Below are 25,898 nucleotides of genomic sequence, written 5' to 3'. Positions count from 1 at the left end.
TAATACGATGAAAGTTAGAGCATCCGTTAAAAAAAGAAGTGCAGATTGTAAAATCGTGCGTAGAAAAGGTAGACTTTACGTGATAAACAAAAAGAATCCTAGATTTAAACAAAGACAAGGGTAATTATGGCAAGAATTGCAGGTGTAGACATACCAAAAAACAAAAGAGGAGTTATTGCTTTAACCTATATCTACGGAATAGGTAATAGTAGAGCTAAAGAAATATTAGCACAGGCTAATGTTGATGAAAGTATTAAAGTTCAAGATTGGAACGACGACCAGATTGCTGGTATTCGTGAAGCTGTTGGTACTTTTACAATCGAAGGTGAATTACGTTCGGAAATTCAATTAAACATCAAACGTTTGATGGATATTGGATGTTACAGAGGTATTCGTCATAGAGCAGGTCTTCCACTAAGAGGACAACGTACTAAGAACAACTCTAGAACTAGAAAAGGTAGAAGAAAAACTGTTGCTAACAAGAAAAAAGCAACTAAATAATAATTAGTCTTTAGTATTTAGACGTTGGAAGGAATCTGTTTGAAATTATAAAAGGTTTAGGATTCTAGCGACTATCAACTATAACTGAAAACTATAAACAATGGCAAAATCAAACACGAAAACTACAAAAAAACGTAAAGTTATTGTAGACTCTGTAGGAGAAGCGCATATCAATGCTTCTTTTAATAACATCATCATCGCACTTACGAACAAAAAAGGCGATGTAATTTCTTGGTCATCTGCTGGTAAGATGGGTTTTAGAGGTTCTAAGAAAAACACACCTTATGCTGCGCAATTAGCTGCAGAGGATGCTTCAGCTGTAGCTTTAGAAGCTGGTTTAAAGAAAGTAAAAGTGTACGTTAAAGGACCAGGAAACGGTAGAGAATCTGCTATCCGTTCTATTCATAATGCTGGTATTGAAGTAACAGAAATTATTGATGTTACGCCACTTCCACATAATGGATGTCGCCCTCCAAAACGTAGAAGAGTATAATAAATTTATGGTTTTTTAAATTTCATCTTCTGAAATATTAAAATCACAAATACTTACATGAATAAAAATTAATATCAGTTGTTCTAAACAGTTGATATTAATTTTTTTATGTGTAAATTTGCAAACCGAAAAAATAAAATTAACAAGTATCAACAAAGAGATCAACGGTCGTCGAAGGATAAGATTAAGACCTTAATTCACGAACACTCTTTAAAAAACAATTAAAATGGCAAGATATACTGGTCCTAAAACTAAAATCGCTCGTAAATTTGGCGAAGCTATCTTTGGAGAAGATAAATCTTTTGAAAAAAGAAATTACCCTCCAGGGCAACACGGAAACGCTAGAAAGCGTGGAAAAAAATCTGAATATGCTATCCAGTTAATGGAAAAGCAAAAAGCAAAATATACTTATGGTATATTAGAGCGTCAGTTCAGAAACATCTTTGAAAGCGCAAGAGCTTCTCAAGGAATTACAGGTGAAGTGTTATTACAACTTTGCGAATCAAGATTAGATAATGTGGTATACAGAATGGGAATTTCTCCTTCTAGAAGTGGTGCTAGACAATTAGTATCTCACAGACATATTACTGTTAATGGAGAAATTGTAAATATTCCTTCATACCAATTAAAAGCAGGTGATGTTGTTGCTGTAAGAGAAAAATCTAAATCTCTTGATTCTATCACAAAATCATTATCAAATTCTACTCAAGTTTACGAATGGATTACTTGGAATGACGATACAAAACAAGGAACTTATGTATCAGTTCCAGCAAGACTTCAAATTCCAGAAAATATAAACGAACAGTTCATCGTCGAGTTATATTCTAAATAAAAAATTAATCATATTGGTATTTAGCCAAAGGGTTTTTAGTATTCTTCAAACTCATAAACCGCGCAACTAAATAACAATTAAAACGAAGAAAATTATGGCAGTATTTAATTTCCAAAAGCCCGATAAGGTAATCATGATTGATTCTACTGATTTCGAAGGAAAATTCGAATTCAGACCTTTAGAGCCAGGTTATGGATTAACAGTAGGTAATGCATTAAGAAGAGTTTTATTGTCTTCTTTAGAAGGTTTTGCTATTACATCGGTAAGAATTGAAGGTGTAGATCATGAGTTTTCGGCAATTCCTGGAGTTGTAGAAGATGTTACTGAAATCATTTTAAATTTAAAACAATTACGTTTTAAAAGACAAATTGAGGATATCGATAACGAATCTATTTCAATTTCAATATCTGGTCAAGAACAAATTATAGCTGGTGATTTCCAAAAATTCATTTCAGGTTTCCAAGTATTAAATACAGAATTAGTAATCTGTAACTTAGATCCTAAAGTTAATTTCAATATGGAAATAACAATAGAAAAAGGTAGAGGATATGTTCCTGCAGAAGAAAACAAAAAAGCTGCTGCGCCTATAGGTACCATCTTTACTGATTCTATTTACACACCTATAAAAAATGTAAAATACAGTATTGAGAACTACCGTGTTGAACAAAAAACAGATTATGAAAAATTAGTTTTCGAAATCATCACAGACGGTTCAATTACACCTCAAGATGCTTTAACTGAAGCTGCTAAAACGTTGATTCACCACTTTATGTTATTCTCTGATGAGCGTATCACTTTAGAGGCTGATGAAATTGCACAAACTGAAACTTATGATGAAGAATCTCTTCACATGCGTCAGTTGCTTAAAACTAAGTTAATCGATATGGATTTATCTGTACGTGCATTAAACTGTTTGAAAGCTGCAGAAGTTGATACTTTAGGAGACTTAGTATCTTTCAATAAGAATGATTTAATGAAATTCAGAAACTTTGGTAAAAAGTCTTTAACTGAGCTAGAAGAGCTTGTTAATGTTAAAGGTTTAAACTTCGGAATGGATTTAAGCAAATATAAATTAGATAAAGACTAGATTTATTTCAGTTTTTAAAACAAATAATTATTAACGACTCATAGTTTGCTCTCCGAATGGATCTGGTAGCAAGATGATGTCAAATTTAAAAGGTCATGAGACACGGAAAAAAAATTAACCATTTAAGTAGAAAAACAGCTCACAGAAAATCAATGTTGGCAAATATGGCTTGTTCTCTAATTGAGCACAAACGTATCAACACTACTGTTGCTAAAGCAAAAGCTTTAAAGCAATTTGTTGAGCCAATGATTACAAAATCTAAAGAAGATACAACTCATAACAGACGTATTGTTATGGCACGTTTGCGTCAAAAAGAGGCTGTAGCAGAATTGTTTAGAGATGTTGCTGCTAAAGTTGCGAATCGTCCAGGAGGCTACACAAGAATCATTAAACTTGGTAATCGATTAGGAGATAATGCTGATATGGCAATGATTGAGCTTGTTGATTACAACGAACTTTACAACGCTTCTAAGCCAGAGAAGAAAACAACTAGAAGAAGTAGAAGAGGTGGTTCTAAACCTGAAGCTGCTCCGGTTGTTGAACCTAAAGCTACTAACGAAGAAGAATAAATGTTGATTAGCATTTTACATATAAAGGATAAACTATTTTAGTTTATCCTTTTTTTTTAGCATTTTTGCAAAACTTTTTTAATTATATAGATGAAATATCAAAAAAGACAAAAAGCCATCATTCTTTTAGCAGATGGTACTATTTTTTACGGTAAGGCAGTTGGTAACAAGCAAGGTACAGCCTTTGGTGAAGTATGTTTTAATACAGGGATGACTGGGTATCAGGAAATTTTTACCGATCCATCTTATTTCGGTCAATTGATGGTTACAACAAATGCGCACATTGGTAATTACGGTGTGAACGCAGAAGAAGTGGAATCTGATTCAATTAAAATTGCTGGATTAATTTGTAAAAACTTTAGTTATGAATATTCTCGGGATGCTGCAGACGATTCATTGGAAAGTTTTTTAGATAAAAATAATCTTTTAGCAATTTCGGATGTAGATACAAGAGCTTTGGTAAGCTATATAAGAGATAATGGTGCCATGAATGCCGTTATTTCAACAGATGTTGATAATGTTGATGGTTTAAAAAAGCAACTTGCAGAAGTTCCGGACATGATTGGTTTGGAGTTAGCTTCAAAAGTTTCAACTAAAGAACCTTATTACTTTGGTGATGAAAATGCTACATATAAGGTAGCTGCTTTGGATATTGGAATTAAAAAGAATATTTTAAGAAATATAGCGAAAAGAGATGCTTACATAAAAGTATTTCCTTACAACGCTACTTTTGAAGAGTTAGAAGCGTTTAAACCTGATGGGTACTTTTTATCAAATGGACCTGGAGATCCAGAGCCTTTAGTAGAAGCTCAGGCATTAGCCAAAGAAATTATTAAAAGAGATTTACCATTATTTGGTATTTGCTTAGGGCATCAAGTAATTGCATTAGCCAATGGGGTGTCTACATATAAAATGCATAATGGGCATAGAGGGATTAATCATCCTGTGAAAAATTTAAATACAGGAAAAGGCGAAATCACATCTCAAAATCACGGTTTTGCTGTGAATAGAGAAGAGGCAGAAGCGCATCCAGATTTATTCGTAACACATGTGCATTTGAATGATAATACAGTGGCTGGTTTGGCAATGAAGAGTAAAAATTGCTTCTCAGTGCAATACCATCCGGAAGCAAGTCCTGGTCCACACGATTCATCGTATCTATTCGATCAGTTTATAGAAAATATTAAAAAAAATTAAATTAAACTCCTCAAAAGTGTTTCGAGTTTTATGAGGGATCTATTTACTAAAACGTTTGAGATGTTTTTTTAAATATTTATTGAAGAACATTCTGAAATAAACAAGATTAAAGCGTAAATTTGAAGAATTATAAAGTTTAAAAATAACCAATTATGAGTGTAATAATTAATATCCACGCTAGACAAATTTTAGATTCTAGAGGAAATCCTACTGTTGAAGTAGATGTTGTAACAGAAAATGATGTTTTAGGAAGAGCTGCTGTACCATCAGGTGCATCAACAGGTGAGCATGAAGCGGTAGAATTACGTGATGGTGGTAAAGCATACATGGGTAAAGGTGTTTTAAAAGCTGTTGATAATGTAAATTCAATTATAGCTCCAGAATTATTAGGAGTTTCAGTTTTTGAACAAAATTTAATCGATCAAATTATGATTGATTTAGATGGAACAAAAAATAAATCAAAATTAGGAGCTAACGCAATCTTAGGTGTTTCTTTAGCAGTTGCAAAAGCAGCAGCAAACGAACTTAATATGCCTCTGTATCGTTACGTAGGTGGTGTGTCTGCAAACACGCTTCCTGTACCAATGATGAACATCATCAATGGGGGGTCTCATAGTGATGCGCCAATCGCATTTCAAGAATTCATGATTATGCCAGTTAAGGCTAAAAATTTCACTCACGCTATGCAAATGGGGACTGAAATTTTCCATAATCTTAAAAAAGTATTACATGACAGAAACCTTTCTACTGCAGTAGGTGATGAAGGTGGATTTGCACCTAACTTAGCTGGTGGAACTGAAGATGCTTTAGATTCTATAAAAGTGGCTGTTGAAAAAGCAGGTTACACTTTTGGTGGTGACGTTATGGTTGCTTTAGATTGTGCTTCTGCAGAATTCTATGTTGACGGAAAATACGATTACTCTAAATTTGAAGGCGAAACTGGAAAAGTAAGAACTTCTGCTGAGCAAGCTGAGTATTTAGCTGAATTAACTGCAAAATATCCAATCATTTCTATCGAAGATGGTATGGATGAAAACGACTGGGAAGGTTGGAAATTATTAACCGAGAAAATTGGTGATAAAGTACAATTAGTAGGTGACGATTTGTTTGTAACTAACGTAGAGCGTTTATCGCGTGGTATCGAACAAGGTATTGCAAACTCAATCCTTATCAAAGTAAACCAAATCGGGTCGTTAACTGAAACTATTGCAGCAGTTAATATGGCTAAAAATGCTGGTTATACATCTGTAATGTCGCACCGTTCAGGTGAAACTGAAGATAATACGATTGCTGATTTAGCAGTAGCTTTAAACTGTGGTCAAATTAAAACAGGTTCTGCTTCTCGTAGTGATCGTATGGCTAAATACAATCAATTACTTCGTATTGAAGAACAATTAGGTGAAGTAGCTTATTTTCCACAAGAAAAAGCATTCAAAATAAAATAGTACAAATAAAATTTTTTGAAAAAGCGGTTATTATTTTAATAATCGCTTTTTTTTTATTCTTTTTACAAATAATGTGTTAAAACGTTAAATCTTTAGTTTCAACACTTAAATTAGTAAATAGATATTTTGTAAATTAGCAATCCTAGTAAAAAAAATTAAAAATCATTTAAACTTATGGCAAAAACGGCTACTATTGAAGTCAACGGAAAAAAGATAGAACTTCCTGTAATAGAGGGTACTGAAAATGAATTAGCTATAGATATTTCGAATTTAAGAAGTGCATCAGATGGCGTTATTACATTGGATCCTGGTTACAAAAACACTGGGTCATGTGAAAGTGCTATAACGTTTCTTGATGGTGAAAAAGGAATTTTAAGATACAGAGGCTACTCTATTGAAGAATTAGCTGAAAAAGCCGATTTCTTAGAAGTAGCATATTTGTTAATTTTTGGAGAACTGCCTACCAAAGAACAAAATGATAAGTTTCATAATGATATCAAAGCACAATCATTAGTAGATGACGATGTGCGTAAAATTGTTGATGCATTCCCTAAAACAGCACATCCAATGGGTGTTGTTGCTTCCTTAACTAGTGCTTTAACTGCATTCAACCCATCTTCAGTAAATGTTAATTCTGAAGAGGAGATGTACAAAGCTATTGTTAAAATTATGGGTAAGTTTCCAGTATTGGTAGCTTGGACGTATCGTAGGAAATTAGGTTTGCCTTTAGATTATGGAGATAATTCATTAGGTTATGCTGAAAATATATTAAAAATGATGTTTAGTCAACCAAATGCTTGTTATGTACAAAGTAAAGTATTGGTTGATGCCTTAGATAAACTTTTAATTCTTCACGCAGATCATGAGCAAAACTGTTCTACATCAACAGTTAGAATTACAGGGTCTTCTCATGCAGGATTGTTTGCATCATTATCAGCAGGAATTTCTGCGCTTTGGGGGCCACTTCATGGTGGTGCCAACCAAGCCGTATTAGAAATGTTGGAAGCCATTAAAGATGATGATGGCGATACTAAAAAATACATGGCTAAAGCAAAAGATAAAGATGATCCTTTCCGTTTAATGGGCTTTGGTCACAGAGTATATAAAAATTTCGACCCTAGAGCTAGAATTATTAAAAAAGCAGCCGATGAAGTATTGGGAAATTTAGGTGTTGATGACCCAATATTAGAAATTGCTAAAGGACTTGAAAAAGAAGCTTTGGAAGATCAGTACTTCGTAGATAGAAAATTATATCCAAATGTGGATTTCTATTCAGGAATTATTTATAGAGGTATGGGTATCCCTACAGATATGTTTACAGTAATGTTTGCATTAGGTCGTTTACCGGGTTGGATTGCACAATGGCGTGAAATGCGTTTAGGCAAAGAACCAATTGGAAGACCTAGACAAATTTATATAGGTGCAACACAAAGACCATTCATACCGGTAGAAGAAAGATAAAATTCTTTTAACTAAAAAATAAATGAAGCTTCATAACTAAACATTATGAAGCTTTTTTATATTTACAGTATGCTACAACTGAATATAAAAAACGAGACTTCCAGGTTACAAGCTGTTATTTTAGGAACGGCTGAAAGTAATGGTCCAACACCTAGTGTGGAGCATTGCTACGACCCAAAAAGTATCGAGCATGTCGTTGCTGGCACCTATCCTACTGAAGAAGATATGATGGAAGAAATGACTGCTGTAGCTAACATTTTTGAAAAATATGGCGTTGCTGTTTTTAGGCCGAAAGTTATTAAAGATTGTAATCAAATTTTTTCTCGAGACATTGCCTTTGTAATTGAAGATAAAATTATTAGAGCTAATATCTTACCTAACAGAGAGAAGGAAATAGAAGCTATTAGGTATGTTTGGAATCAAGTGGACAGGAAAAATCGCATTATTTTACCAACAGAATGCCATGTGGAAGGTGGCGATGTAATGCCTTGGGGCGATTATATTTTTATAGGAACCTACTCTGGCGAAGATTACCCCGAATTAATAACGGCACGCACCAATATGGATGCCGTAATTGCCATACAAGAATTATTTCCTGATAAAATTGTAAAGTCTTTTGAGTTAAGAAAATCGAATACAAATGCTAGAGAAAATGCATTGCATTTAGATTGTTGTTTTCAACCTATTGGAAAAGGTAAAGCCATAATACATAAAAACGGATTTTTAATAGAACGAGAATATGATTGGTTGGTTAATTTCTTCGGAAAAGCGAATGTTTTTGAAATAACTAAAGAAGAAATGTACGATATGAATAGTAATATCTTTTCAATTTCGGAAGATGTTATTATTTCTGAAAAAAACTTTACCCGATTAAATTCCTGGTTACGAAAAGAAGGTTTTACAGTTGAAGAAGTGCCATATGCTGAAATTTCTAAACAAGGCGGCCTGCTTCGTTGTACTACCATGCCCTTAATTCGAGAGTAAATTACAATTCTTCTTTATTGTTTTTATTTGGGTTTTAGCTATCCAATAATTCCTGTAAAAATGGAGACGTAATACAGCCCTGTCATTATAAATACCACACCTGCAATGGCTCTCATAATTTTTTCAATTTTTGTAATTCGGTTGTAGAACATACCTATTTTTCCCGCGGTGAACGCTAATAAATAAGTAAATAAGATTACTGGTAATCCTGTCCCAAAAGCAAATATAATGGGTAGGTATAAACCATCTGACGATGCAATTGTCATTGGGATTAACATGCCAAAAAATAAGGCGCCGCTGTAGGGGCAAAAAGCTAAAGCAAAAATAACTCCAATTAAAAAAGATCCCAATAAACCTTTATCCTTGAACTTTTCAGATAAGTTTTCTTGAAAATTAAGCTTACCTAAAAAATTGAATTTGATAACATTCAACATTATCAATCCTATTAGTATTAATAATGGGCCTAGATATTTTTCGCCATTCTGATTAAAAAAACGTGCAATATGAAATTTGCTCGCACCAAAATACAGTATCAATCCAATGGTTGTATAACTAAATCCTCTGCCTGAAGAGTATAATAATCCGCTTAAAAAAACCTTTCGTTTATTAGAAATGTTTTTTGAGATAAATGCCGTGGCCGTAATATTAGTAGCCAACGGACACGGACTAATGGCAGTCATTAGTCCGAGTATTAAGGCAGATAAAATAGGAACATTGTAATTCTCTAGCAGCGATTTTAAAAAATCCATTTAAAGTGTTTTTAATTCCGTATCAATTTTAGCTTTTAATGCTTTAGAAAATACGGCTTGGTCGTTTCCATTCATAAAAGCAAAATCGGTTAAATTTATTTGGGTTTCTTTGCCGTTTTTTATAACATTTAAGAATAATGAGGTTCCAGAGGCTTCAAACTTCTCGGCAATTTTTTCATTCTTTTTTTCGTCTACATTAATTACCTGAAATGTTATTTTTTTAGCCTTAATTTCTTTTGGGAAATAGGTGTCTAGTGTGTATTTTGTATTGGCTTCAATAGCATTACAGGTCATGCATCTGTGAGTCGCGTGAAAATCAATAACCTCTATCTTAGAAATCGATTGACCAGCGGTATTGTTTTTACTTTTGTTTTGTCCATTACACGAGCTTAGTACTAAACCTATTACTAATACGGTGATAAATTTAAATTGTTTCATTGTTTGTTTTGATTTATGTTTATAATAAAATGTTGAATAAATAACCTGATATGATGATGCAAAGGGTTACAACCCCAAAAAAGATAGCAATCAATTTTAAAGACATGACTTTTTTTAACAAAGTAGCCTCTGGAAAGGATAAACCCACAGTTCCCATCATGAATGCGATGGCGGTACCTAAGGGGACGCCTTTAGCAACAAAAACCTGTATTACGGGAACAATTCCTGCAGCATTGGCATACATTGGTACTGCTATGATTACAGCAAGCGGTACAGTCCACCATTCACCACCCCCTAAATAGGCGTTAAAGAAGTTTTCCGGAACGAAACCATGCATAGCGGCACCAATGGCAATCCCGATGATTACATAAAGTAATACGCTCTTTACAATGTCCCATGCATTTTGTGTTATTTCTGGTAATCGGTTGTAAAAAGTTCGTTTCTCTTCTTCGTAACCGGCTTGTTGCATTTTATTTTCTAAAATGGTTTTTACCCAATCGGATAATAGTGGTTCCAAATTAAATTTTCCAAGTAACCAACCGCCAATAGTTCCTAATAAAATACCAGAACTTACATAAATTAAGGTAGCCTTTACCCCAAACATACCTAAAAACATGGCTATAGCAACCTCATTTACCAATGGTGAGGTAATCAAAAAAGCGAAGGTTACGCCCAAAGGGATACCGCCTTGTACAAAGCCAATAAATAAAGGAACCGAGGAGCAGGAACAAAAAGGTGTTATGGCTCCGAAAATGGATGAAAAGAAGTACTCTAATCCGTATAATTTGTTTTTATTTAGATAATCTTTAAGGCGTTCGATAGGGAAATAGGCGTTCACAATTCCCATGATGAAAACGATAAAAAATAGTAGAATAAGAATCTTAATAGTATCGTAAACAAAGAAATTAAGTGCCGTACCTAAATGGGTTTCTGCGCCAATATCAAAGAGCGAGTATATCAACCAATCGGCAAAATTTTGTAACCAATCAAACATCTTTATTCGTTTTTATTGTACCAAAATTTATATTAGAGTCTTTTATATGAATAGCGGCATCTTCATTTGAAACGGATGACGCTGTTATATAATAATTCATGATTTTTATTTTAAAAGGGTCAACACTTCATCTTTTGAAGGTATTCTGCCTTTTATGGTTACAACCCCATCAACTACCAAAGCAGGCGTAGTCATGATATTGAATTTCATAATTTCCATAATGTCTTCAACTTTTTCGATAGCGGCATCGATGTTGTTTTCAGAAACCACATCTTGAACCACTGCGGTCATTGTTTTACATTTTGGACAACCTGTTCCTAGAATTTTAACTACTTTACTCATGATTATAATTATTTGTTTATCGCAAATAAACGATAGGTTTATTAAAAAAGATTAATCAAAAAATTGCTGAAATAAAGATTTGGCAATGTTCCAGTTTTCTCTATTGATACAGTATTTTATTTTTGGCGGTTTTAATTCACCTTGAATTAACCCCGCATTTTTAAGTTCTTTTAAGTGCTGAGAAATAGTAGACTGCGCCAAAGGAAACACATCTACCAAATCGCCGGTAAAGCAGCATGACTGATTTTCAAGGTGCTTTAAAATGGCAATACGGGTAGGGTGGGCTAAAGCTTTTGCAAATTTTGCTAGGGCTTCAGTATTTTCTTGGTATGCTATAGGTTCTAAATTTCGTTTCATATCTCTAATCGCAAATATACGATGGGTTTTTTAGTTGATATGTGACAAATGTCACATTTGGATGTTTTTTTTATTATGGGTGTAATTTAATGGGATTGGGATTGGGTCGTTTAACTGTCTCGGGCTATGAGTAGTTGTGAAGATATTCAGAAGTAAGCGAGAACTAGTAATTACTCATAACTATTGTTGGCATTTCGTTATTCTTTTAGTTTAAAAATATTTTTAATTTTCCTATTTTCATTTCCGTAAAAAGTAACATCAATTGAAATAGTCCATTCTGTATCAGATAATTTTTTCCCACTTATTGTTCCTGTAGGCAAAATATCTTTTTCAGGGTAATATTCAAAAAAACAATTGCATCCTTTCCATAAAACAATTTTTGAATTTGTAGTTAATTCTTCATTTGTAAAACTAAACTCATCAATGTTATTGTAAATTTCAAAGCGTATATTTTCAAAATATTCATCATCTATAATATCAACTTCTCCTTGAGTAGAATATCTGTATTCGAACACAAGATTATCTCCGTCATCAATCTGTCCATATTTTATGTAGGTTTCATTATTTGATATAATACTCAAATTTTTATCTTTAAAAAAATGGTAAATATATGAATCCATTTTGTCATCTGATTTTGAGCAAGAGATAAAAATTAGGTTTATTAGAACTACAATTAGTTTAAAATTTTTCATTTCCTTTTCAAGTTTTTAATGAAAGCTAACGTTTATGATATAAAATCGTTTTAATATTTCAATATCACCACGCTAAACGAAGTTAGTCAAAAATCCCTACAAGCGCAAGATAAATACTTCAATATTAATAAACTAAATTGTGTTATTTTTACCATCTAATTCTATGGTGTTATGCAACAAACTACAAATACTATTTTAATGATTCGGCCTATTAATTTTAGGATGAACGAACAAACTGCCGTAAACAATTATTACCAAAAAGTAATTGAAAATTTATTGCCTCAAACTGTAAATGCCAAAGCGCAAAAGGAGTTTGATTGCTTTGTTGAAAAGCTTAGAAGTGTTGGGGTAAATGTTATTGTTGTTGAAGATACCAACGAATTTGATACACCCGATTCTATTTTCCCGAATAACTGGGTGTCCTTTCATGAAAATGGCGATGTGGGTTTATACCCCATGTTTGCCGAGAACAGACGTTTAGAGCGCCGTGAAGATGTGTTGGAGGCGGTAGAAAACGCTGGGTTTGTAATTAATAATATTGTGGATTATACAGATGCTGAGACTGAAGAAGTGTTTCTTGAAGGCACTGGTAGTGTGGTATTGGATCGTGTAAACCAAAAAGCCTATTGCGCATTATCAGCAAGAGCTGACGAGGATTTATTTATCGAGTTTTGTGAAGATTTTGAATATTTACCTGTTGTTTTTACAGCATACCAGACCGTAAATGGGCAACGGAAACCTATTTATCATACCAATGTTATGATGTGTATTGGAGACACGTTTGCAGTGGTTTGTTTAAGTTGTATTGATGATAAATCGGAACGTAAAAACCTAGTTAACCATTTAAAGGAAGATGGTAAGGCTATTATTGATATCACTGAAGCTCAGGTTACTAATTTTGCGGGTAATATGCTGCAGGTAAAAGGTGCAGATGCCGAGAGTTATTTGGTGATGAGTGATTCGGCATATAAATCTTTAACAAAAAGTCAAGTTGAGCAACTAGAAAAGCATACTAAAATACTATCTAGTTCTTTAGATACTATTGAGGCTTGTGGTGGTGGTAGTGCTCGTTGTATGATGGCTGAAGTGTTTTTACCTAGGGTTTAGAGTCTCAGGGTTACAAAGTTAATGGTAAGTTAATGGTCTAAACTTTTTATCAATCTTAGGTTTTTTAGTATTGTTAATCTAAATAGCTCTGCCTTAGGGATAGGAGTGGAAATCTTTTATTACTTTTAATTGGAGGTAATGATGTTTGGGTTTTCAAAGTGTTAAAATCATATGAAATAGTTTTGGTGAAGGCTGCAAAAAATGATTGTAATAGATAGCCAGACCCTTTTGGGAAACGTCCAACTAAATTTTTAAGCAGGCCTTGATTTTGGCAGCTGCACATAAAATGTACTACCTTCATTTACCGTGCTTTCTACCCAAATTTTACCATGATTTAGTTCTACCAATTCTTTACAAATAGATAATCCTAGGCCAGTGCCTTTTTCGTTATTTGTGCCTACGGTGGTAAATGAGCTATTTTTGAATAGTTTGTCTAAATTATGTTTGGAGATTCCTATGCCAGTGTCTGCAATACTAATAATGCAATTTCCGTTGCTTATATGGTTTGCAATGGTAATGGTGTCGCCTTTTTTACAAAATTTTAAAGCGTTGGCTAATAGGTTTTGAATGACTATTTCGAACATGCTTCGGTCCGCATAAGTAAAATCACGTAGTGTATGGTTTATTAACTGAATGCCCTTACTTTCCATACGCGGTAAAACTAATTTTACTTTTTCTTCAAAAACTTCCTGGACATCAAATAAGGTTGGTTTTGGTTCCAAAGATTGCATTTGCGATTTCGACCAATTTAACAGATTGAAAAGTAATAAGGATGCGTTGTTTGCATTTTCACTTAATTCCGGTATTAAATTATCGAATTCTTCCTTACTTAATGATCCGTCTCTCAATAAATCGATAAACCCGTTAATGGATGATAACGAGTCTTTTAGGTCGTGAGAAACAATAGAAAAAAGTTTATCTTTTACGTTGTTTACGTTTTCTAAGTGTTTAGTTTGTTCAACAAAGGCCTCGTTTTGTAATTCTATTTTTAGGTTTTTTTCCTCTAGTTCCTGGGTGTATTTGATATTGTTATTTCGTTTTAAATATATAAGAATTAAAAATGTTGAGACAATAGCTAGTGCTGCCAATAATCCGTAAAATATAAGTTTGAATTTGTCGGTGCTACCTTCTAATCCCACAAGAGTGTCTATAGAACCTTCTTCTGAGTTGTTTAAGGCCAAATCATTTTCGAAATTAGGATCGAAATCTAAGGAGACTGAATCGGAACTTTTTAACTTATAACTGTTGTTTAGGCTGTTTTTTAGATTGTAATATTCGCGTTGCCATATAAATGCTCTGTCAAAATTATTTTTTGTAGAGTCTAATTTCATCATTAGCCTGTAATACTTAAGTAACTCCACTTTGTTATCTAGGCCTTTGGCAATAATACCTGCTTCATAAAGTTGGGAATGGGCTATCTTTAGTCTGTTGGTTTGTAAATTTAACTCCCCAAGACTGTTAAGTGCTGTAAGAATTCCAAGTTTATTGTCTGCTTTTCTATTAATATTTAGGCCTTCCAATAAATATTTAGCGGCTTTATCATAATCATTAAATTTTAAATACTCAGCACCTATTTTAGGTAGTATGCTACCTTTAAGAGAGTCGACATCTGAATTTTTACCTCTTAGAACTTTTTCATAAAATTCTATAGCTTTTCGGTTTTCATTATTACTTGAATACAAGTCTGCCAATTGGTTGTAGGATTGTGTGAGACCAGCGTTGTCTCTTAACTCCGTTTGGATTTCAACAGCTTTCATATTAAAGTTTATAGCCTTATCTGAAGCGTTGATATTTTGATAGGCTTTAGCCAAATTGCTATAGGCAGTACTCAGTTCTTTTTTTAAATTTCTTTTTTCAAGTTCCTTTATTGCAGCTAAAGAGTATTGGATACCTTTGGAGTAATTACCACGCTTAATTTCAATTAAACCGATGCTATTATTAACTTTTGCAATGCCTAAGGTGTCGCTTAAACTTTTATAAAGTGATTTAGATTTTTCATACCCAGTAACAGCATTTATATAATCACCTTTTTCTGCATAAATAAGGGCTTTAAAGTAATTAGTTTCAGCAATTCCTTTGGTGTAATTTAAGTTTGTTGATAGTTTTTCACTTTCAATAATATACTTTAAGGCTCTATCATAATCTTTGATATCATAAAGTAATTTAATAAGTTTTAAAGACGTTTCAATTTTAGAAGCATCTTGTGTTTCAAAAGCAAGTTGTATGGATAGGCTATCCAATTCCTTAGTCTGAGATTGACTTAAGAATACAAACAGTATTGTAAATAATGTAATTATTTTCCTCATACAATATTATATTACAACTAAAAAAATAGCCATAATTAAGAGTGTCTTATTTGAGGGAAATAAGCGCTTACCTATCAAGCTGCAATGGTGTTGTTGGTTAATAAAAATCTCCGAAGAGATGTTAATAGCTTTACCATACAAAAGTTAGAAAAAGTGTCTGTAAAATCTAATTTCGGCGTTTTAATGCCAATAAATTAGTTGAAAGGAAAGATTAAAAAAAACCAAAAATTCGATGAATAGATTAACGGCAAATAACATAGAAAAATGAAAAATTTGTAAGTGAATTGTTGCCTTATTTATGAAATTTGAGGTGTTGTTTTTTAATGTTCTAAATTTGAGTGTTTTTTACTAATTGGTAAGATAAGCCTATTTTAAAGGTAATACTTAAGGTCTCTATTTTTATTAAACTAAAATTTGAAGCATAGCTATAATAAAAGTTTTATCTTTGCTCACTTTAAAAATTGACTATAAAATGAGCCTTCAAGAGACGTTATCAAACCAAGTAAAACAAGCAGTTTTGTCATCTTTTAATATTGACTTAGAAACGGTAGAATTTCAAGCTACCAGAAAAGAATTTGCAGGTGATATTACCGTTGTTATTTTCCCAATGTTGCGTTTTATTAAAGGAAACCCAGTTCAAATTGGTGAAACTATTGGTAACTATTTGGTAGCACATGTTACGGAGGTTAAGGCTTTTAATGTTGTAAAAGGCTTTTTAAATATTGAAATTAGTGATACTTATTACACGCAATTTTTTAATAGTATTAAAGATGAATCCTTATATGGGTATGTAACCCCTAATGTGGACGACAAGGCTATTATGGTAGAATATTCTTCACCAAACACCAACAAACCTTTGCACTTAGGACATGTTCGTAATAATTTATTAGGATATAGTGTTGCCGAAATTTTAAAAGCAGCAGGTAAAAAAGTTTACAAAACCCAGATTATAAACGATAGAGGGATTCATATTTGTAAAAGTATGTTAGCTTGGAAACGTTTTGGAAATGGAGAAACACCAGAAAGCACGGGATTAAAAGGAGATAAGTTGGTCGGGAATTATTACGTGAAATTCGATCAGGAATATAAAAAAGAGATTGAAAGTTTAAAAGCATCTGGTAAAACGGAAGAGGAAGCTAAAAAAAGTGCACCATTATTAATTGAAGCGCAAGCAATGCTTCAAAAATGGGAAGCGGGAGATGAAGAAGTTGTATCACTTTGGAAGTTGATGAATGGATGGGTGTATGACGGGTTTGCCGAAACTTATAAAAACTTAGGAGTTGATTTTGATACTTTGTATTATGAAAGCGACACGTATTTATTAGGTAAAGAGTTTGTTGCAGAAGGTTTAAAGTCGGGTGTTTTTATTAAAGAAACCGATGGTTCTGTTTGGTGCGATTTAACCGATGAAGGTTTAGATAAAAAAATAGTTCAGCGTTCCGATGGTACTGCGGTATATATGACGCAAGATATTGGCACAGCCATTCAACGTATTAAAGATTTTCCAGATGTAGGTGGTATGGTTTACACCGTTGGTAATGAACAAGATTACCACTTTCAGGTATTGTTTTTAATTTTGAAAAAACTGGGATTTGAGTGGGCTAAAAACCTATACCATTTAAGTTATGGTATGGTTGACTTGCCTAGTGGAAAAATGAAGAGTAGGGAAGGTACCGTGGTTGATGCTGATGATTTAATTGATGAAATGGCTTCAACAGCAGGTGAAATCTCGGAAGAATTGGGAAAACTTGATGGTTATACAGATACCGAAAAACAAGCATTATATAAAACTATTGGTTTAGGAGCCTTAAAATATTTCATTTTAAAAGTAGACCCTAAGAAACGAATATTATTCGACCCGAAAGATTCTATTGATTTTCAAGGAAACACAGGGCCATTCATTCAATACACCTATGCAAGGATACAGGCTATTTTAAGAAAGGCAGATTTTGATTTATCTGTTAATATTGAAATGCCACTTCATCCAAAAGAAAAAGAACTTATTAAACAATTAGAGTTGTTTCCAGAAGTCATTCAAAATGCAGCTTCGGCACACAGTCCTGCATTGGTGGCTAATTACACTTATGATTTGGTAAAAGAGTTTAATTCATTTTATCAAAATGTATCTATTTTAGGAGCTGATAAGGAAAATGAAAAAGTATTTAGAGTGCAATTATCTAAAAAAGTAGCATCTACAATAAAGAATGCATTCCATGTGTTAGGAATTCAAGTACCTGAAAGAATGTAAGTTGTTAGAAAAAAAATATGTTTTCATTCATTTTCAGAATTTTGCTTTCTGAAATATGTTGCTTTTTTGGAATCTTGAAATTTTGATATTTGAAAGGCTTACTTGCCGTATAAGAAGTATTTATTAACCAAATCGATGTACAAGCGTTTCGCTTCATTTTGAGAAACATCTTTTACCTGAAATAAGGCGTTGGTTTTAAAAGCATTTATTATGGCTTTTTTGCCTCTAGGCTGGCTATAATTATTGGTCGCCTTTTTGTAATAAGCATATAAATTCAACAAAACATCAGCAGGGAAACGCCCGGTGTAAGCATTTACACGGTCAACAGCATCCTGAAATTCTATTTCTAATTCGTCATTAGTCATGTAACTCCGCAATAATACTTTCTCCACCACGTACTTTTTGGTTCAGTTCAACTTTAATTTTAGTGTCTAAAGGTAAAAATAAATCAACCCTAGAGCCAAATTTAATAAAACCAGAATCAGCCCCTTGTGTTGCGATATCGCCCTGTTTAGCGTAATTTACTATACGTTTTGCGAGTGCACCAGCTATTTGGCGGTATAATACTTTGCCGTAGGTTTGGTTTTCAACTACCACAGTAGTACGCTCGTTTTCTTCACTTGCTTTTGGATGCCATGCTACTAAAAACTTTCCTGGATGGTATTTGCTAAAAACAACTGTTCCACCGATTGGGTAGCGTGTAACGTGAACATTTATAGGAGACATAAATACACTTACTTGTAAGCGTTTGTCATTAAAATATTCTTTTTCAAATACTTCTTCAATAACAACGACTTTACCATCAACTGGAGAAAAAACTTGGTTGTTATTTGGAACGGTATTACGTTTAGGGTTTCTAAAAAATTGAAGAATAAGTATTAAGAATGCTATTAGCGTTAATAAAACAATGGTACGCAACCACATAACAGGTATAAAACTATCTACCAACAAAGAACACCCAACAACGAAAACGAATGTTAAAAAAATAATTTTATGACCCTCTTTATGAAACATAATGTAAAATTCTTAAAAATAAATATATAAATGGTGCTGCAAAAATAATGCTATCTAACCTATCTAACAAGCCTCCATGCCCGGGCATTATAATACCACTATCTTTCACATTTGCTTGTCTTTTAAACTTGGACTCTATTAAGTCTCCTAAAGTGCCAAAAACACTTACTACGATGCTTAAAACAAGCCAGCTTGTAAAGCTTAATGTTTCGGTAAAGGTAGCAATAAAATAGCTAGCTATGCACGAAAAAAACAAACCACCAAGAAAACCTTCTACTGTTTTCTTAGGTGAAATTTTTTCAAAAAGCTTTTGTTTGCCAAAATTTTTGCCCACCAAATAAGCAAAAGAGTCATTAACCCAAACCAAAATAAAAGAGCCTAAAAGAATATTTGGATTATAAACGTCGTGGTAATCGGCAATTAAAATTAAAAAAACAAATGCGCTAGAGATATAAAAGGTTGTAAGCACAAATTGTTTCGAACTAAAAAGAGGCGTTGTGTTTTCCGAGAATAAGTCTTTAATTAAAAATAACTCAATAAAAATAGTTAGAACCATAAGTATTTGTATGGCTTCATCAATACCCATTTTTGTTTTTAAAAGCAATTTCCAATACACAAATACGATGTAAAGGATGCTGAATATAATGTAAGGAACAATGCTTTTTAGTTGAATTAACTTCTTAAATTCCGACAAACAGATAATGCCAAACACAAAGAAAAGCGCAATTAGCAAGTGCTGATTGTTAAAACACAGAAGTAAAAGCAGTACATAGAGTAAGCCAGAACAAGACCGAATAAGCATTTCCTTCATTCTATAAATCTTCTAAAAGGAGTAAGTATAGATTTTTTGCACTACTACCATAACTTAAAAAGTCTTTTTCATCGTTAGATTTAAAATGCTTTATGGTGGTAATGTTGGTTGGGATTTTTTGTTTGTTTTTAGATTTGATTCCTCTTAAACCTTCTCCAATGTTTTCAACTATTTGACTAGTTGTAGCAAATACGATAAAGTTTGCTGGTAATTCTTGTAGTTTTTTTTCAAAAATTTGCTTTGATGAAATTAGTAAAGACCCATCATTTGCTATTAAATTTTCGCAAGTTGTTAAAAAAATGGTAGCCTCGGATACTTTTGTTGTAGGGAGCAGCTCGGAATTTTTAAATCGGTCTTTCATATTATCGTCTAATATCAAAGTCTCTTTATTGGTCCAATTGTTTTCTTCGATAATGTTTTCAAGATTATCGTAAATTTCATTTAAATTTTCACAATACAAGAATTTTCCACCATTGGCTTTAAAGTTTATGGTAAACTTTTCGTCTATAGGTAGCTTGATTTCGGGCATATACTTGCCTCTATCATTAGATTTTTCATCTTGCGATGATTCGTCTGGTTTCAGACCAAAAATTTTTCTAAAAAGACTCATTTAGTAAGCTGCTATTAATATAATTCTTTTTGAGGTTATCAAATATAAAAAATCTTAAATTAACCATGCGATTAATTTAAGATTTTTACTTAAAGCTTGTTGTAGTAACTTTAAAAATTACTGTTCTTTGGTTTCAACGTCTTCTTTTTCAAAAGAACGCTTGCCAAATATTTTTTCAAGGTTATCTTTGAAAATTACTTCCTTTTCAAGAAGAACCTCTGCCAGTTCAATAAGTTTGTCTTTATGTTCTTCCAAAAGTTTAATGGCGCGTTGATATTGTGTTTCAATTATTTCCGAAATTTCTTTATCAATTAATACCGCAGTTTGTTCACTATAAGGTTTCGTAAAGCCATATTCATTTTGTCCAGACGAGTCGTAATAGGTTAAATTCCCAATTTTATCGCTTAAGCCATAAATGGTAACCATGGCTCTTGCTTGCTTAGTAACTTTCTCTAAATCGCTTAATGCACCAGTGGAAATTTTATTGAAAATAACTTTTTCTGCAGCACGACCACCTAAAGCAGCACACATTTCGTCTAGCATTTGTTCAGGGTGAACAATTAGACGTTCTTCTGGCAAATACCACGCAGCACCTAATGAACGTCCACGAGGCACAATAGTTACCTTTACAAGTGGTGCAGCATGCTCTAGCATCCAGCTTACCACAGCATGTCCAGCTTCGTGAAATGCAACGGCGCGTTTCTCACTAGTTGTTATGATCTTATTTTTCTTTTCTAAACCACCAATAATTCTATCAACGGCATCTAAAAAGTCTTGTTTATCTACCGATTTTTTACCATTTCTAGCTGCGATTAAAGCGGCTTCATTACAAACATTGGCAATATCAGCACCTGAAAAACCAGGTGTTTGTTTTGATAAGAAATCTAGATCTAAATTTTCTGCTTTTTTTAGAGGTCTTAAGTGAACTTCAAAAATTTCTTTACGCTCTCGAACGTCTGGTAAATCAACATAAATTTGTCTATCAAAACGTCCTGCACGCATTAAGGCAGTATCTAAAATATCAGCTCTATTGGTTGCTGCAAGCACAATTACATTAGTATTTGTGCCAAAACCATCCATTTCTGTAAGTAATTGATTTAAGGTGTTTTCACGTTCATCATTACTTCCAGACATGGCATTCTTACCTCTGGCACGACCAATAGCATCAATCTCATCTATAAAAATGATTGATGGCGATTTTTCTTTTGCTTGTTTGAACAAGTCACGAACACGAGAGGCGCCCACACCCACAAACATTTCCACGAAATCGGACCCTGATAAAGAGAAGAAAGGTACTTTAGCTTCACCAGCAACGGCTCTCGCTAATAGGGTTTTACCTGTTCCAGGAGGTCCTACAAGTAGCGCTCCTTTAGGTATTTTTCCACCTAAAGATGTGTATTTTTCAGGGAATTTTAGGAAGTCAACTATTTCTTGTACTTCTTCTTTAGCTCCTTCTAAACCAGCTACATCTTTAAATGTTGTTTTAACTTCTGTGTTTTGATCAAAAAGTTTTGCTTTGGATTTTCCAATATTGAAAATTTGCCCTCCGGCACCACCTCCGGCACCACCAGACATACGTCTCATTATAAAAATCCAAACACCAATTAGTAATATAAAAGGTAGGATACTCATAAGAAGGTTGCCCCAATTATCAGTTTCAGTATCAAATTTTATAATTGGCTTGTTTGGTAAATCTTTAGCAACTTCATTCAATTGATTTTCAAAATTTTGAAGATCTCCAAATTCGAATTTGTAGTTAGGAAGTTTGGTTGCCGTTGGTAATAAAGAAGTTGGCTTCGATTTTTTATGAATCTCTTGTGTTTCAGCTTCCGAAGTTAAATATACCTTAGCAACACGGGTGTTTTTAATAATATCTACTTGTGCAATATCACCGTTTTCTAGAAATCTAAAAAATTCTGAAGGCGTTGTAGAACTACCATCTTGATAGGAGTTATTACTAAACAATTGAAACCCTAAAAATAGGGCGATTAAAATACCATAAATCCAGTACGGACTGAATTTTGGTTTATTATCGTTTATGTTTTTTTTATCTTTTGCCATTCTATTTTTTAGTAACTAGTTTGTATAACCGTTGTTTTTGCATCGCCCCAAAGACTTTCAATATCATAATATTGTCGTATTTGTTTTTGAAAAACATGCACTACAACGTTCACATAATCCATTAATACCCATTCAGCATTATCGAGACCTTCGGTATGCCATGGGTGATCTTTAAGTTCTTTGCTTACTTTTTTCTGAACAGAATTAACTATAGCGTTAACTTGTGTGTTTGAAGTTCCTTCGCAGATTATAAAATAATCGCAAACAGTATTTTCAATTTCTCTTAAATCAAGAATATTTATTTCTTTTCCTTTAACGTCTTCAATGCCACTAATTATAACAGATATCAATTGGTCTGCATTTGTATTTTTTTTCGTCATTAAAATTTTTTAAATTTTTGCAAAGTTATTATTTTTTTAGTTCTTTATGGTTTAAAATTATCATAAGATTTTATATACTACATAATAACCTATAATGCATATAATCAAACTTAATGCCACCGATTCTACAAACAGCTATTTAAGGCAATTATGTAATGATGTCTTGGTGGCCGATTATACTGCTGTAATAGCCAATAAACAAACGCAAGGGAGAGGGCAAATGGGAACGGTTTGGGATTCTCAAGAGTCTAAAAGCCTGACATTCAGTGTTTATAAGGATATTTCGGTTTTTGACTTAGAAAATCCATTTCATATTAGCATTGTAACTTCATTGGCTATAATTAAAACCTTAAAAGGACTCTCTATTAACAAATTAAGTATTAAATGGCCAAACGACATTTTGTCAGAGAACAAAAAAATATGTGGCATTTTAATTGAAAATGTGATAAAGCAAGGAAAATTTGCAAATTCAATAATTGGTATTGGCTTGAATGTAAATCAATTAGCCTTTGATAATTTGCCGCAAGCATCTTCTTTACGAATTGTTTCTGGACGAGTTTATGATTTAGATGAAGTGGCTCATGCGGTAGTAAAAAATCTAAAATATTATTTTAATATGTTAAAGAAGGGTGAGTTGGATAAATTAAAATCAAAATATGAAAACTGCCTTTTTAGAAAAAATAAACCTTCAACATTTAAAGATGCTGAAGGTAATATGTTTTCTGGTTTTATAAAAAGTGTTTCAGATTCTGGATGTCTTCAAGTACTGCTGGAAGATAGTATTTTAAAGGAATTCGAATTTAAAACGATTACTTTATTATATTAAATAGCTTTTGGAATACTTGTGGCCAGGGTTTCAATAAATTTGCTTATTGGGCCTTTTATCATCATTGCCATCATTGGGTTGAAATCTCCCGAAAATTGCAATTGCACGTCACTTGAAGTGTCGCCTTTTTTAGTAATGTTACCTACTAATGAAAAATCTATTTTTCCACCAGCAGCACCTAAAACGATTTTGTTTGGGGGAATCACTTCTTTCTTTTTAAGGATAATTTCCGGCATCCCTTTTAATGCAAATAGAAATGTATCTTCACCTAATACTTCAAATTTGCTAATGTTGTCCGGCATTAACGATTCAAAATTTTTAACATCGGCTAAAAAGTCAAAAACGGCTTCCGGAGATTTTTCAACACTTATTTTTGGAGATTCTAAATTCATTTTATTTGGTTAATTGTTACAGCGGTTATTGAACGAAAGGTGTTTAGTACTCTAAACGACCTGTTAAATTCTAACCCTAGTGTTATTTAGCGTTCCATTCACTCGGATTGGTGTTCCATTCCGTTAAAGTAGCTAATTCTTTTTCAGTAATGTAATTTGTTTTTAAGGCCTGTTCTAATAAACTATTATAATCACTTAAGGTTTGAAGTTTGATGTTTTCAGCTTCAAAATTTTTAACAGAAATGTTAAACCCATATGTGAAAATAGCAATCATGCCTTTTACATTTACACGAGCTTCTTTTAAAGCTCTTACAGCATTTAAACTACTGCCTCCGGTGCTTATTAAATCTTCAACCACCACAACATTTTGTCCGTTTTGTAAAAAACCTTCAATTTGGTTTTTTCTCCCATGGCTTTTTGCGTCAGGTCTTACATAAACAAAAGGTAACCCCATATATTCTGCAACTAACATGCCAATACCAATGGCACCTGTTGCAACACCAGCAATTACATCTGGCTTTCCATATTGATTTTCAATTTGTTTCGCCATAGTTTCGCGAATGTAATTTCTAACAGGTGGAAACGATAATACAATGCGGTTATCACAATAAATAGGTGATTTCCAGCCAGAAGCCCAAGTAAATGGCTCCTTAGGGCTAAGTTTTATAGCATTAATTTGCAACAAAACTTCAGCAGTTTTTCGAGCGGTATCTTTATTAAAAATCATAGCCACAAAAATAACATAAATTTAGTTTTACATGGTGGCGATAAATTGATTTAAAAAATATTTTTTTCAACAATGCATAGTTTGTAACTAAAAATGATATTTTTACAAAAATTGTAATTATTAATTAAGGAATGTATAAAGTTTTTGTAGGTGATAAGCCCATAATTTTAACTACTAAGGTTGAGCAAGAAACAAATTTTAAGAACTATTTGCTTGATACTGTTAATATTGGGAAGGTTATAAAAGAACTCAATACAACTAAATTAGAAGAAGTTCGCTTAATCCACAAGAATGCTGAAAAGCTTTTGAAGAAGTTTTTAAAAAAGCTCCCAAACGTTGTTGCTGGTGGCGGAAAAGTGTTTAATGATAAAAATGAAATACTTTTTATCTACAGAAACGACAAATGGGATTTACCTAAAGGCAAGATAGAAGGTAATGAAAGTATTGAAAAAACTGCTATTAGAGAGGTAACCGAAGAAACTGGCGTTGCCGGTTTAGAAATTACAAAACCATTAGAAACTACCTATCATATTTTTAAACGGAATGGAAACCATAATATTAAGGTGACTTATTGGTTTGAAATGAAAACAAGTTTTGCCGGCGTTTTGTACGCACAAGAAGAAGAAGGTATCACCAAAGTAGAATGGTTAAACGAAGCGCAAGTGCCTGTTGCTCTTGAAAACTCTTATGCGAATATTAAGAGTTTAATTTAATTTTTGTATCTTAACAAAAACGCGTAAGCTCTCTTTTTAAATTAATTTGCTATTATTAAACATATTGAAGTCGTTGTAATTTTTTAAATCTCTCAAAAATTTAAAGAAATTACATGAAAACTTATAAATTGTCATTTGGAGAAATTATTGTTATCAAGGAGAATTTAGCAGAAGTTATTGTAAATGAAGGTGTGGAAATGAATGAAGTTTTGATAGATGAATATCATGATTTTTTACTAACTTATTTAAAACCTCCCATCTTTTTGTTAATCAATAAAAAAAATTCGTACAGCTATAATTTTCAAGCGCAAAGAACTATTATCAATCTAAAGGAAATAGAAGCTATGGCGGTTGTGGTGTCTTCTACTGCAGGTTTAATGTCCACCGAAACTCTAATTAATATTAATAAAAGTAGCAATTGGAATATTCAATTATTTCGAGACAGGGTTGAAGCACTCAATTGGCTAAATGTCTTAGAAACATCTAAATAACGGTTTATCCTCAAACGTTTTAGTAGTTTTATAACCTTTAATATAGGTTTCATTCGTGAAACTTATTTATT

At 32.8% G+C, this 25,898-nt stretch carries 30 protein-coding genes; 15 read left to right on the top strand and 15 right to left on the bottom strand.

What is annotated here, in order from left to right:
* The first annotated feature begins 7 nt into the window (after positions 1–7).
* The 10 genes from ykgO (at position 8) to ABYI63_RS08875 (ending at position 8,569) form a co-directional block, all read left to right on the top strand.
* Positions 8–124, top strand: a complete 117-nt coding sequence (gene ykgO / locus ABYI63_RS08920; RefSeq protein ID WP_013305171.1) for a type B 50S ribosomal protein L36 — start codon at positions 8–10, stop codon at positions 122–124.
* A gap of 2 nt (positions 125–126) precedes the next feature.
* A complete protein-coding gene (gene rpsM, locus ABYI63_RS08915; protein WP_372755617.1) occupies positions 127–501 on the top strand; it encodes a 30S ribosomal protein S13 in 375 nt (124 codons plus the stop codon).
* 100 nt (positions 502–601) lie between these two features.
* The gene (gene rpsK / locus ABYI63_RS08910) at positions 602–994 is read left to right on the top strand and encodes a 30S ribosomal protein S11 (RefSeq protein WP_372755615.1); all 393 of its coding nucleotides are present in this window, start codon (positions 602–604) and stop codon (positions 992–994) included.
* Positions 995–1,220: 226 nt separating this feature from the next.
* Positions 1,221–1,826 carry a 30S ribosomal protein S4 gene (gene rpsD, locus ABYI63_RS08905; protein ID WP_372755613.1) on the top strand — a complete coding sequence of 202 codons (606 nt, stop codon included), beginning with the start codon at positions 1,221–1,223 and terminating at the stop codon, positions 1,824–1,826.
* 94 nt (positions 1,827–1,920) lie between these two features.
* Positions 1,921–2,913 (top strand): DNA-directed RNA polymerase subunit alpha, encoded by a 993-nt coding sequence (locus ABYI63_RS08900; RefSeq protein ID WP_372755611.1) that lies wholly within the window; start codon positions 1,921–1,923, stop codon positions 2,911–2,913.
* 95 nt (positions 2,914–3,008) lie between these two features.
* Entirely contained in the window at positions 3,009–3,482 is a 474-nt protein-coding gene (gene rplQ, locus ABYI63_RS08895; RefSeq protein ID WP_372755609.1) for a 50S ribosomal protein L17, read from the top strand.
* 90 nt (positions 3,483–3,572) lie between these two features.
* Positions 3,573–4,679 carry a glutamine-hydrolyzing carbamoyl-phosphate synthase small subunit gene (carA, locus tag ABYI63_RS08890; protein WP_372755607.1) on the top strand — a complete coding sequence of 369 codons (1,107 nt, stop codon included), beginning with the start codon at positions 3,573–3,575 and terminating at the stop codon, positions 4,677–4,679.
* 152 nt (positions 4,680–4,831) lie between these two features.
* On the top strand, positions 4,832–6,124 hold the full coding sequence (eno, locus tag ABYI63_RS08885; RefSeq protein WP_372755605.1) for a phosphopyruvate hydratase: 1,293 nt from the start codon (positions 4,832–4,834) through the stop codon (positions 6,122–6,124).
* Positions 6,125–6,298: 174 nt separating this feature from the next.
* Positions 6,299–7,585, top strand: coding sequence for a citrate synthase (locus ABYI63_RS08880; protein ID WP_372755603.1), 1,287 nt, complete (start codon positions 6,299–6,301; stop codon positions 7,583–7,585).
* Positions 7,586–7,654: 69 nt separating this feature from the next.
* Positions 7,655–8,569 carry a dimethylarginine dimethylaminohydrolase family protein gene (locus tag ABYI63_RS08875; RefSeq protein WP_372755621.1) on the top strand — a complete coding sequence of 305 codons (915 nt, stop codon included), beginning with the start codon at positions 7,655–7,657 and terminating at the stop codon, positions 8,567–8,569.
* Between the two features lie 38 nt (positions 8,570–8,607).
* On the opposite strand, the gene ABYI63_RS08870 is transcribed toward ABYI63_RS08875, so the two are convergent.
* The 6 genes from ABYI63_RS08870 to ABYI63_RS08845 form a co-directional block, all read right to left on the bottom strand.
* The gene (locus tag ABYI63_RS08870; RefSeq protein WP_372755601.1) at positions 8,608–9,318 is read right to left on the bottom strand and encodes an aromatic aminobenezylarsenical efflux permease ArsG family transporter; all 711 of its coding nucleotides are present in this window, start codon (positions 9,316–9,318) and stop codon (positions 8,608–8,610) included.
* Complete coding sequence (locus ABYI63_RS08865) at positions 9,319–9,756, bottom strand: nitrophenyl compound nitroreductase subunit ArsF family protein (protein WP_372755599.1); 438 nt, start codon at positions 9,754–9,756, stop codon at positions 9,319–9,321. It lies immediately after the preceding gene.
* Positions 9,757–9,775: 19 nt separating this feature from the next.
* Positions 9,776–10,750, bottom strand: coding sequence for a permease (locus ABYI63_RS08860; RefSeq protein WP_372755597.1), 975 nt, complete (start codon positions 10,748–10,750; stop codon positions 9,776–9,778).
* A 105-nt stretch (positions 10,751–10,855) separates the two neighbouring features.
* Complete coding sequence (locus ABYI63_RS08855; RefSeq protein ID WP_372755595.1) at positions 10,856–11,092, bottom strand: thioredoxin family protein; 237 nt, start codon at positions 11,090–11,092, stop codon at positions 10,856–10,858.
* A 51-nt stretch (positions 11,093–11,143) separates the two neighbouring features.
* Positions 11,144–11,449: an ArsR/SmtB family transcription factor gene (locus ABYI63_RS08850; RefSeq protein WP_372755593.1), complete on the bottom strand. Its 306-nt coding sequence runs from the start codon at positions 11,447–11,449 to the stop codon at positions 11,144–11,146.
* 197 nt (positions 11,450–11,646) lie between these two features.
* Positions 11,647–12,069 carry a hypothetical protein gene (locus tag ABYI63_RS08845; RefSeq protein WP_372755591.1) on the bottom strand — a complete coding sequence of 141 codons (423 nt, stop codon included), beginning with the start codon at positions 12,067–12,069 and terminating at the stop codon, positions 11,647–11,649.
* Between the two features lie 243 nt (positions 12,070–12,312).
* Between ABYI63_RS08845 and ctlX the strand changes: the two genes are divergently transcribed.
* Positions 12,313–13,248, top strand: coding sequence for a citrulline utilization hydrolase CtlX (gene ctlX / locus ABYI63_RS08840; protein ID WP_372755589.1), 936 nt, complete (start codon positions 12,313–12,315; stop codon positions 13,246–13,248).
* A gap of 251 nt (positions 13,249–13,499) precedes the next feature.
* Here ctlX and ABYI63_RS08835 read toward each other — a convergent pair whose 3' ends face one another.
* On the bottom strand, positions 13,500–15,554 hold the full coding sequence (locus tag ABYI63_RS08835; RefSeq protein WP_372755587.1) for an ATP-binding protein: 2,055 nt from the start codon (positions 15,552–15,554) through the stop codon (positions 13,500–13,502).
* A 472-nt stretch (positions 15,555–16,026) separates the two neighbouring features.
* Between ABYI63_RS08835 and argS the strand changes: the two genes are divergently transcribed.
* Positions 16,027–17,802 (top strand): arginine--tRNA ligase, encoded by a 1,776-nt coding sequence (gene argS / locus ABYI63_RS08830; RefSeq protein ID WP_372755585.1) that lies wholly within the window; start codon positions 16,027–16,029, stop codon positions 17,800–17,802.
* 98 nt (positions 17,803–17,900) lie between these two features.
* On the opposite strand, the gene ABYI63_RS08825 is transcribed toward argS, so the two are convergent.
* From ABYI63_RS08825 to rsfS, 6 genes are all read right to left on the bottom strand, one after another.
* Complete coding sequence (locus ABYI63_RS08825) at positions 17,901–18,167, bottom strand: acyl-CoA-binding protein (protein WP_372755583.1); 267 nt, start codon at positions 18,165–18,167, stop codon at positions 17,901–17,903.
* Positions 18,160–18,816: a phosphatidylserine decarboxylase family protein gene (locus tag ABYI63_RS08820; protein ID WP_372755581.1), complete on the bottom strand. Its 657-nt coding sequence runs from the start codon at positions 18,814–18,816 to the stop codon at positions 18,160–18,162. The genes ABYI63_RS08825 and ABYI63_RS08820 overlap by 8 nt, the downstream gene beginning before the upstream one ends.
* On the bottom strand, positions 18,806–19,627 hold the full coding sequence (locus tag ABYI63_RS08815) for a phosphatidate cytidylyltransferase (protein WP_372755579.1): 822 nt from the start codon (positions 19,625–19,627) through the stop codon (positions 18,806–18,808). The genes ABYI63_RS08820 and ABYI63_RS08815 overlap by 11 nt, the downstream gene beginning before the upstream one ends.
* A gap of 1 nt (position 19,628) precedes the next feature.
* Positions 19,629–20,237 carry an LUD domain-containing protein gene (locus ABYI63_RS08810; RefSeq protein WP_372755577.1) on the bottom strand — a complete coding sequence of 203 codons (609 nt, stop codon included), beginning with the start codon at positions 20,235–20,237 and terminating at the stop codon, positions 19,629–19,631.
* Between the two features lie 117 nt (positions 20,238–20,354).
* Positions 20,355–22,298, bottom strand: a complete 1,944-nt coding sequence (gene ftsH, locus ABYI63_RS08805) for an ATP-dependent zinc metalloprotease FtsH (RefSeq protein WP_372755575.1) — start codon at positions 22,296–22,298, stop codon at positions 20,355–20,357.
* Between the two features lie 8 nt (positions 22,299–22,306).
* The gene (rsfS, locus tag ABYI63_RS08800) at positions 22,307–22,678 is read right to left on the bottom strand and encodes a ribosome silencing factor (RefSeq protein WP_372755573.1); all 372 of its coding nucleotides are present in this window, start codon (positions 22,676–22,678) and stop codon (positions 22,307–22,309) included.
* 94 nt (positions 22,679–22,772) lie between these two features.
* On the opposite strand from rsfS, the gene ABYI63_RS08795 reads away from it, so the two are divergent.
* Positions 22,773–23,504 carry a biotin--[acetyl-CoA-carboxylase] ligase gene (locus tag ABYI63_RS08795; RefSeq protein WP_372755571.1) on the top strand — a complete coding sequence of 244 codons (732 nt, stop codon included), beginning with the start codon at positions 22,773–22,775 and terminating at the stop codon, positions 23,502–23,504.
* Here the strand turns inward: ABYI63_RS08795 and ABYI63_RS08790 are convergent.
* Both ABYI63_RS08790 and pyrE read right to left on the bottom strand, forming a co-directional pair.
* Positions 23,501–23,896, bottom strand: coding sequence for an SRPBCC family protein (locus ABYI63_RS08790; RefSeq protein WP_372755569.1), 396 nt, complete (start codon positions 23,894–23,896; stop codon positions 23,501–23,503). The two genes, ABYI63_RS08795 and ABYI63_RS08790, sit on opposite strands and share 4 nt — an antisense overlap.
* Positions 23,897–23,978: 82 nt before the next feature.
* The gene (gene pyrE / locus ABYI63_RS08785; protein ID WP_372755567.1) at positions 23,979–24,623 is read right to left on the bottom strand and encodes an orotate phosphoribosyltransferase; all 645 of its coding nucleotides are present in this window, start codon (positions 24,621–24,623) and stop codon (positions 23,979–23,981) included.
* Positions 24,624–24,754: 131 nt separating this feature from the next.
* On the opposite strand from pyrE, the gene ABYI63_RS08780 reads away from it, so the two are divergent.
* Both ABYI63_RS08780 and ABYI63_RS08775 read left to right on the top strand, forming a co-directional pair.
* A complete protein-coding gene (locus tag ABYI63_RS08780; protein ID WP_372755565.1) occupies positions 24,755–25,336 on the top strand; it encodes an NUDIX hydrolase in 582 nt (193 codons plus the stop codon).
* A 113-nt stretch (positions 25,337–25,449) separates the two neighbouring features.
* Positions 25,450–25,827, top strand: a complete 378-nt coding sequence (locus ABYI63_RS08775; RefSeq protein ID WP_372755563.1) for a hypothetical protein — start codon at positions 25,450–25,452, stop codon at positions 25,825–25,827.
* Positions 25,828–25,898: the final 71 nt, after the last annotated feature.

Origin of the sequence: Mariniflexile sp. (assembly GCF_041583155.1) — a bacterium.
GTDB lineage: Bacteria > Bacteroidota > Bacteroidia > Flavobacteriales > Flavobacteriaceae > Mariniflexile.
The sequence above is the reverse complement of the archived record's forward strand: the minus strand, read 5'-3'. Positions and strand labels throughout refer to the sequence as shown.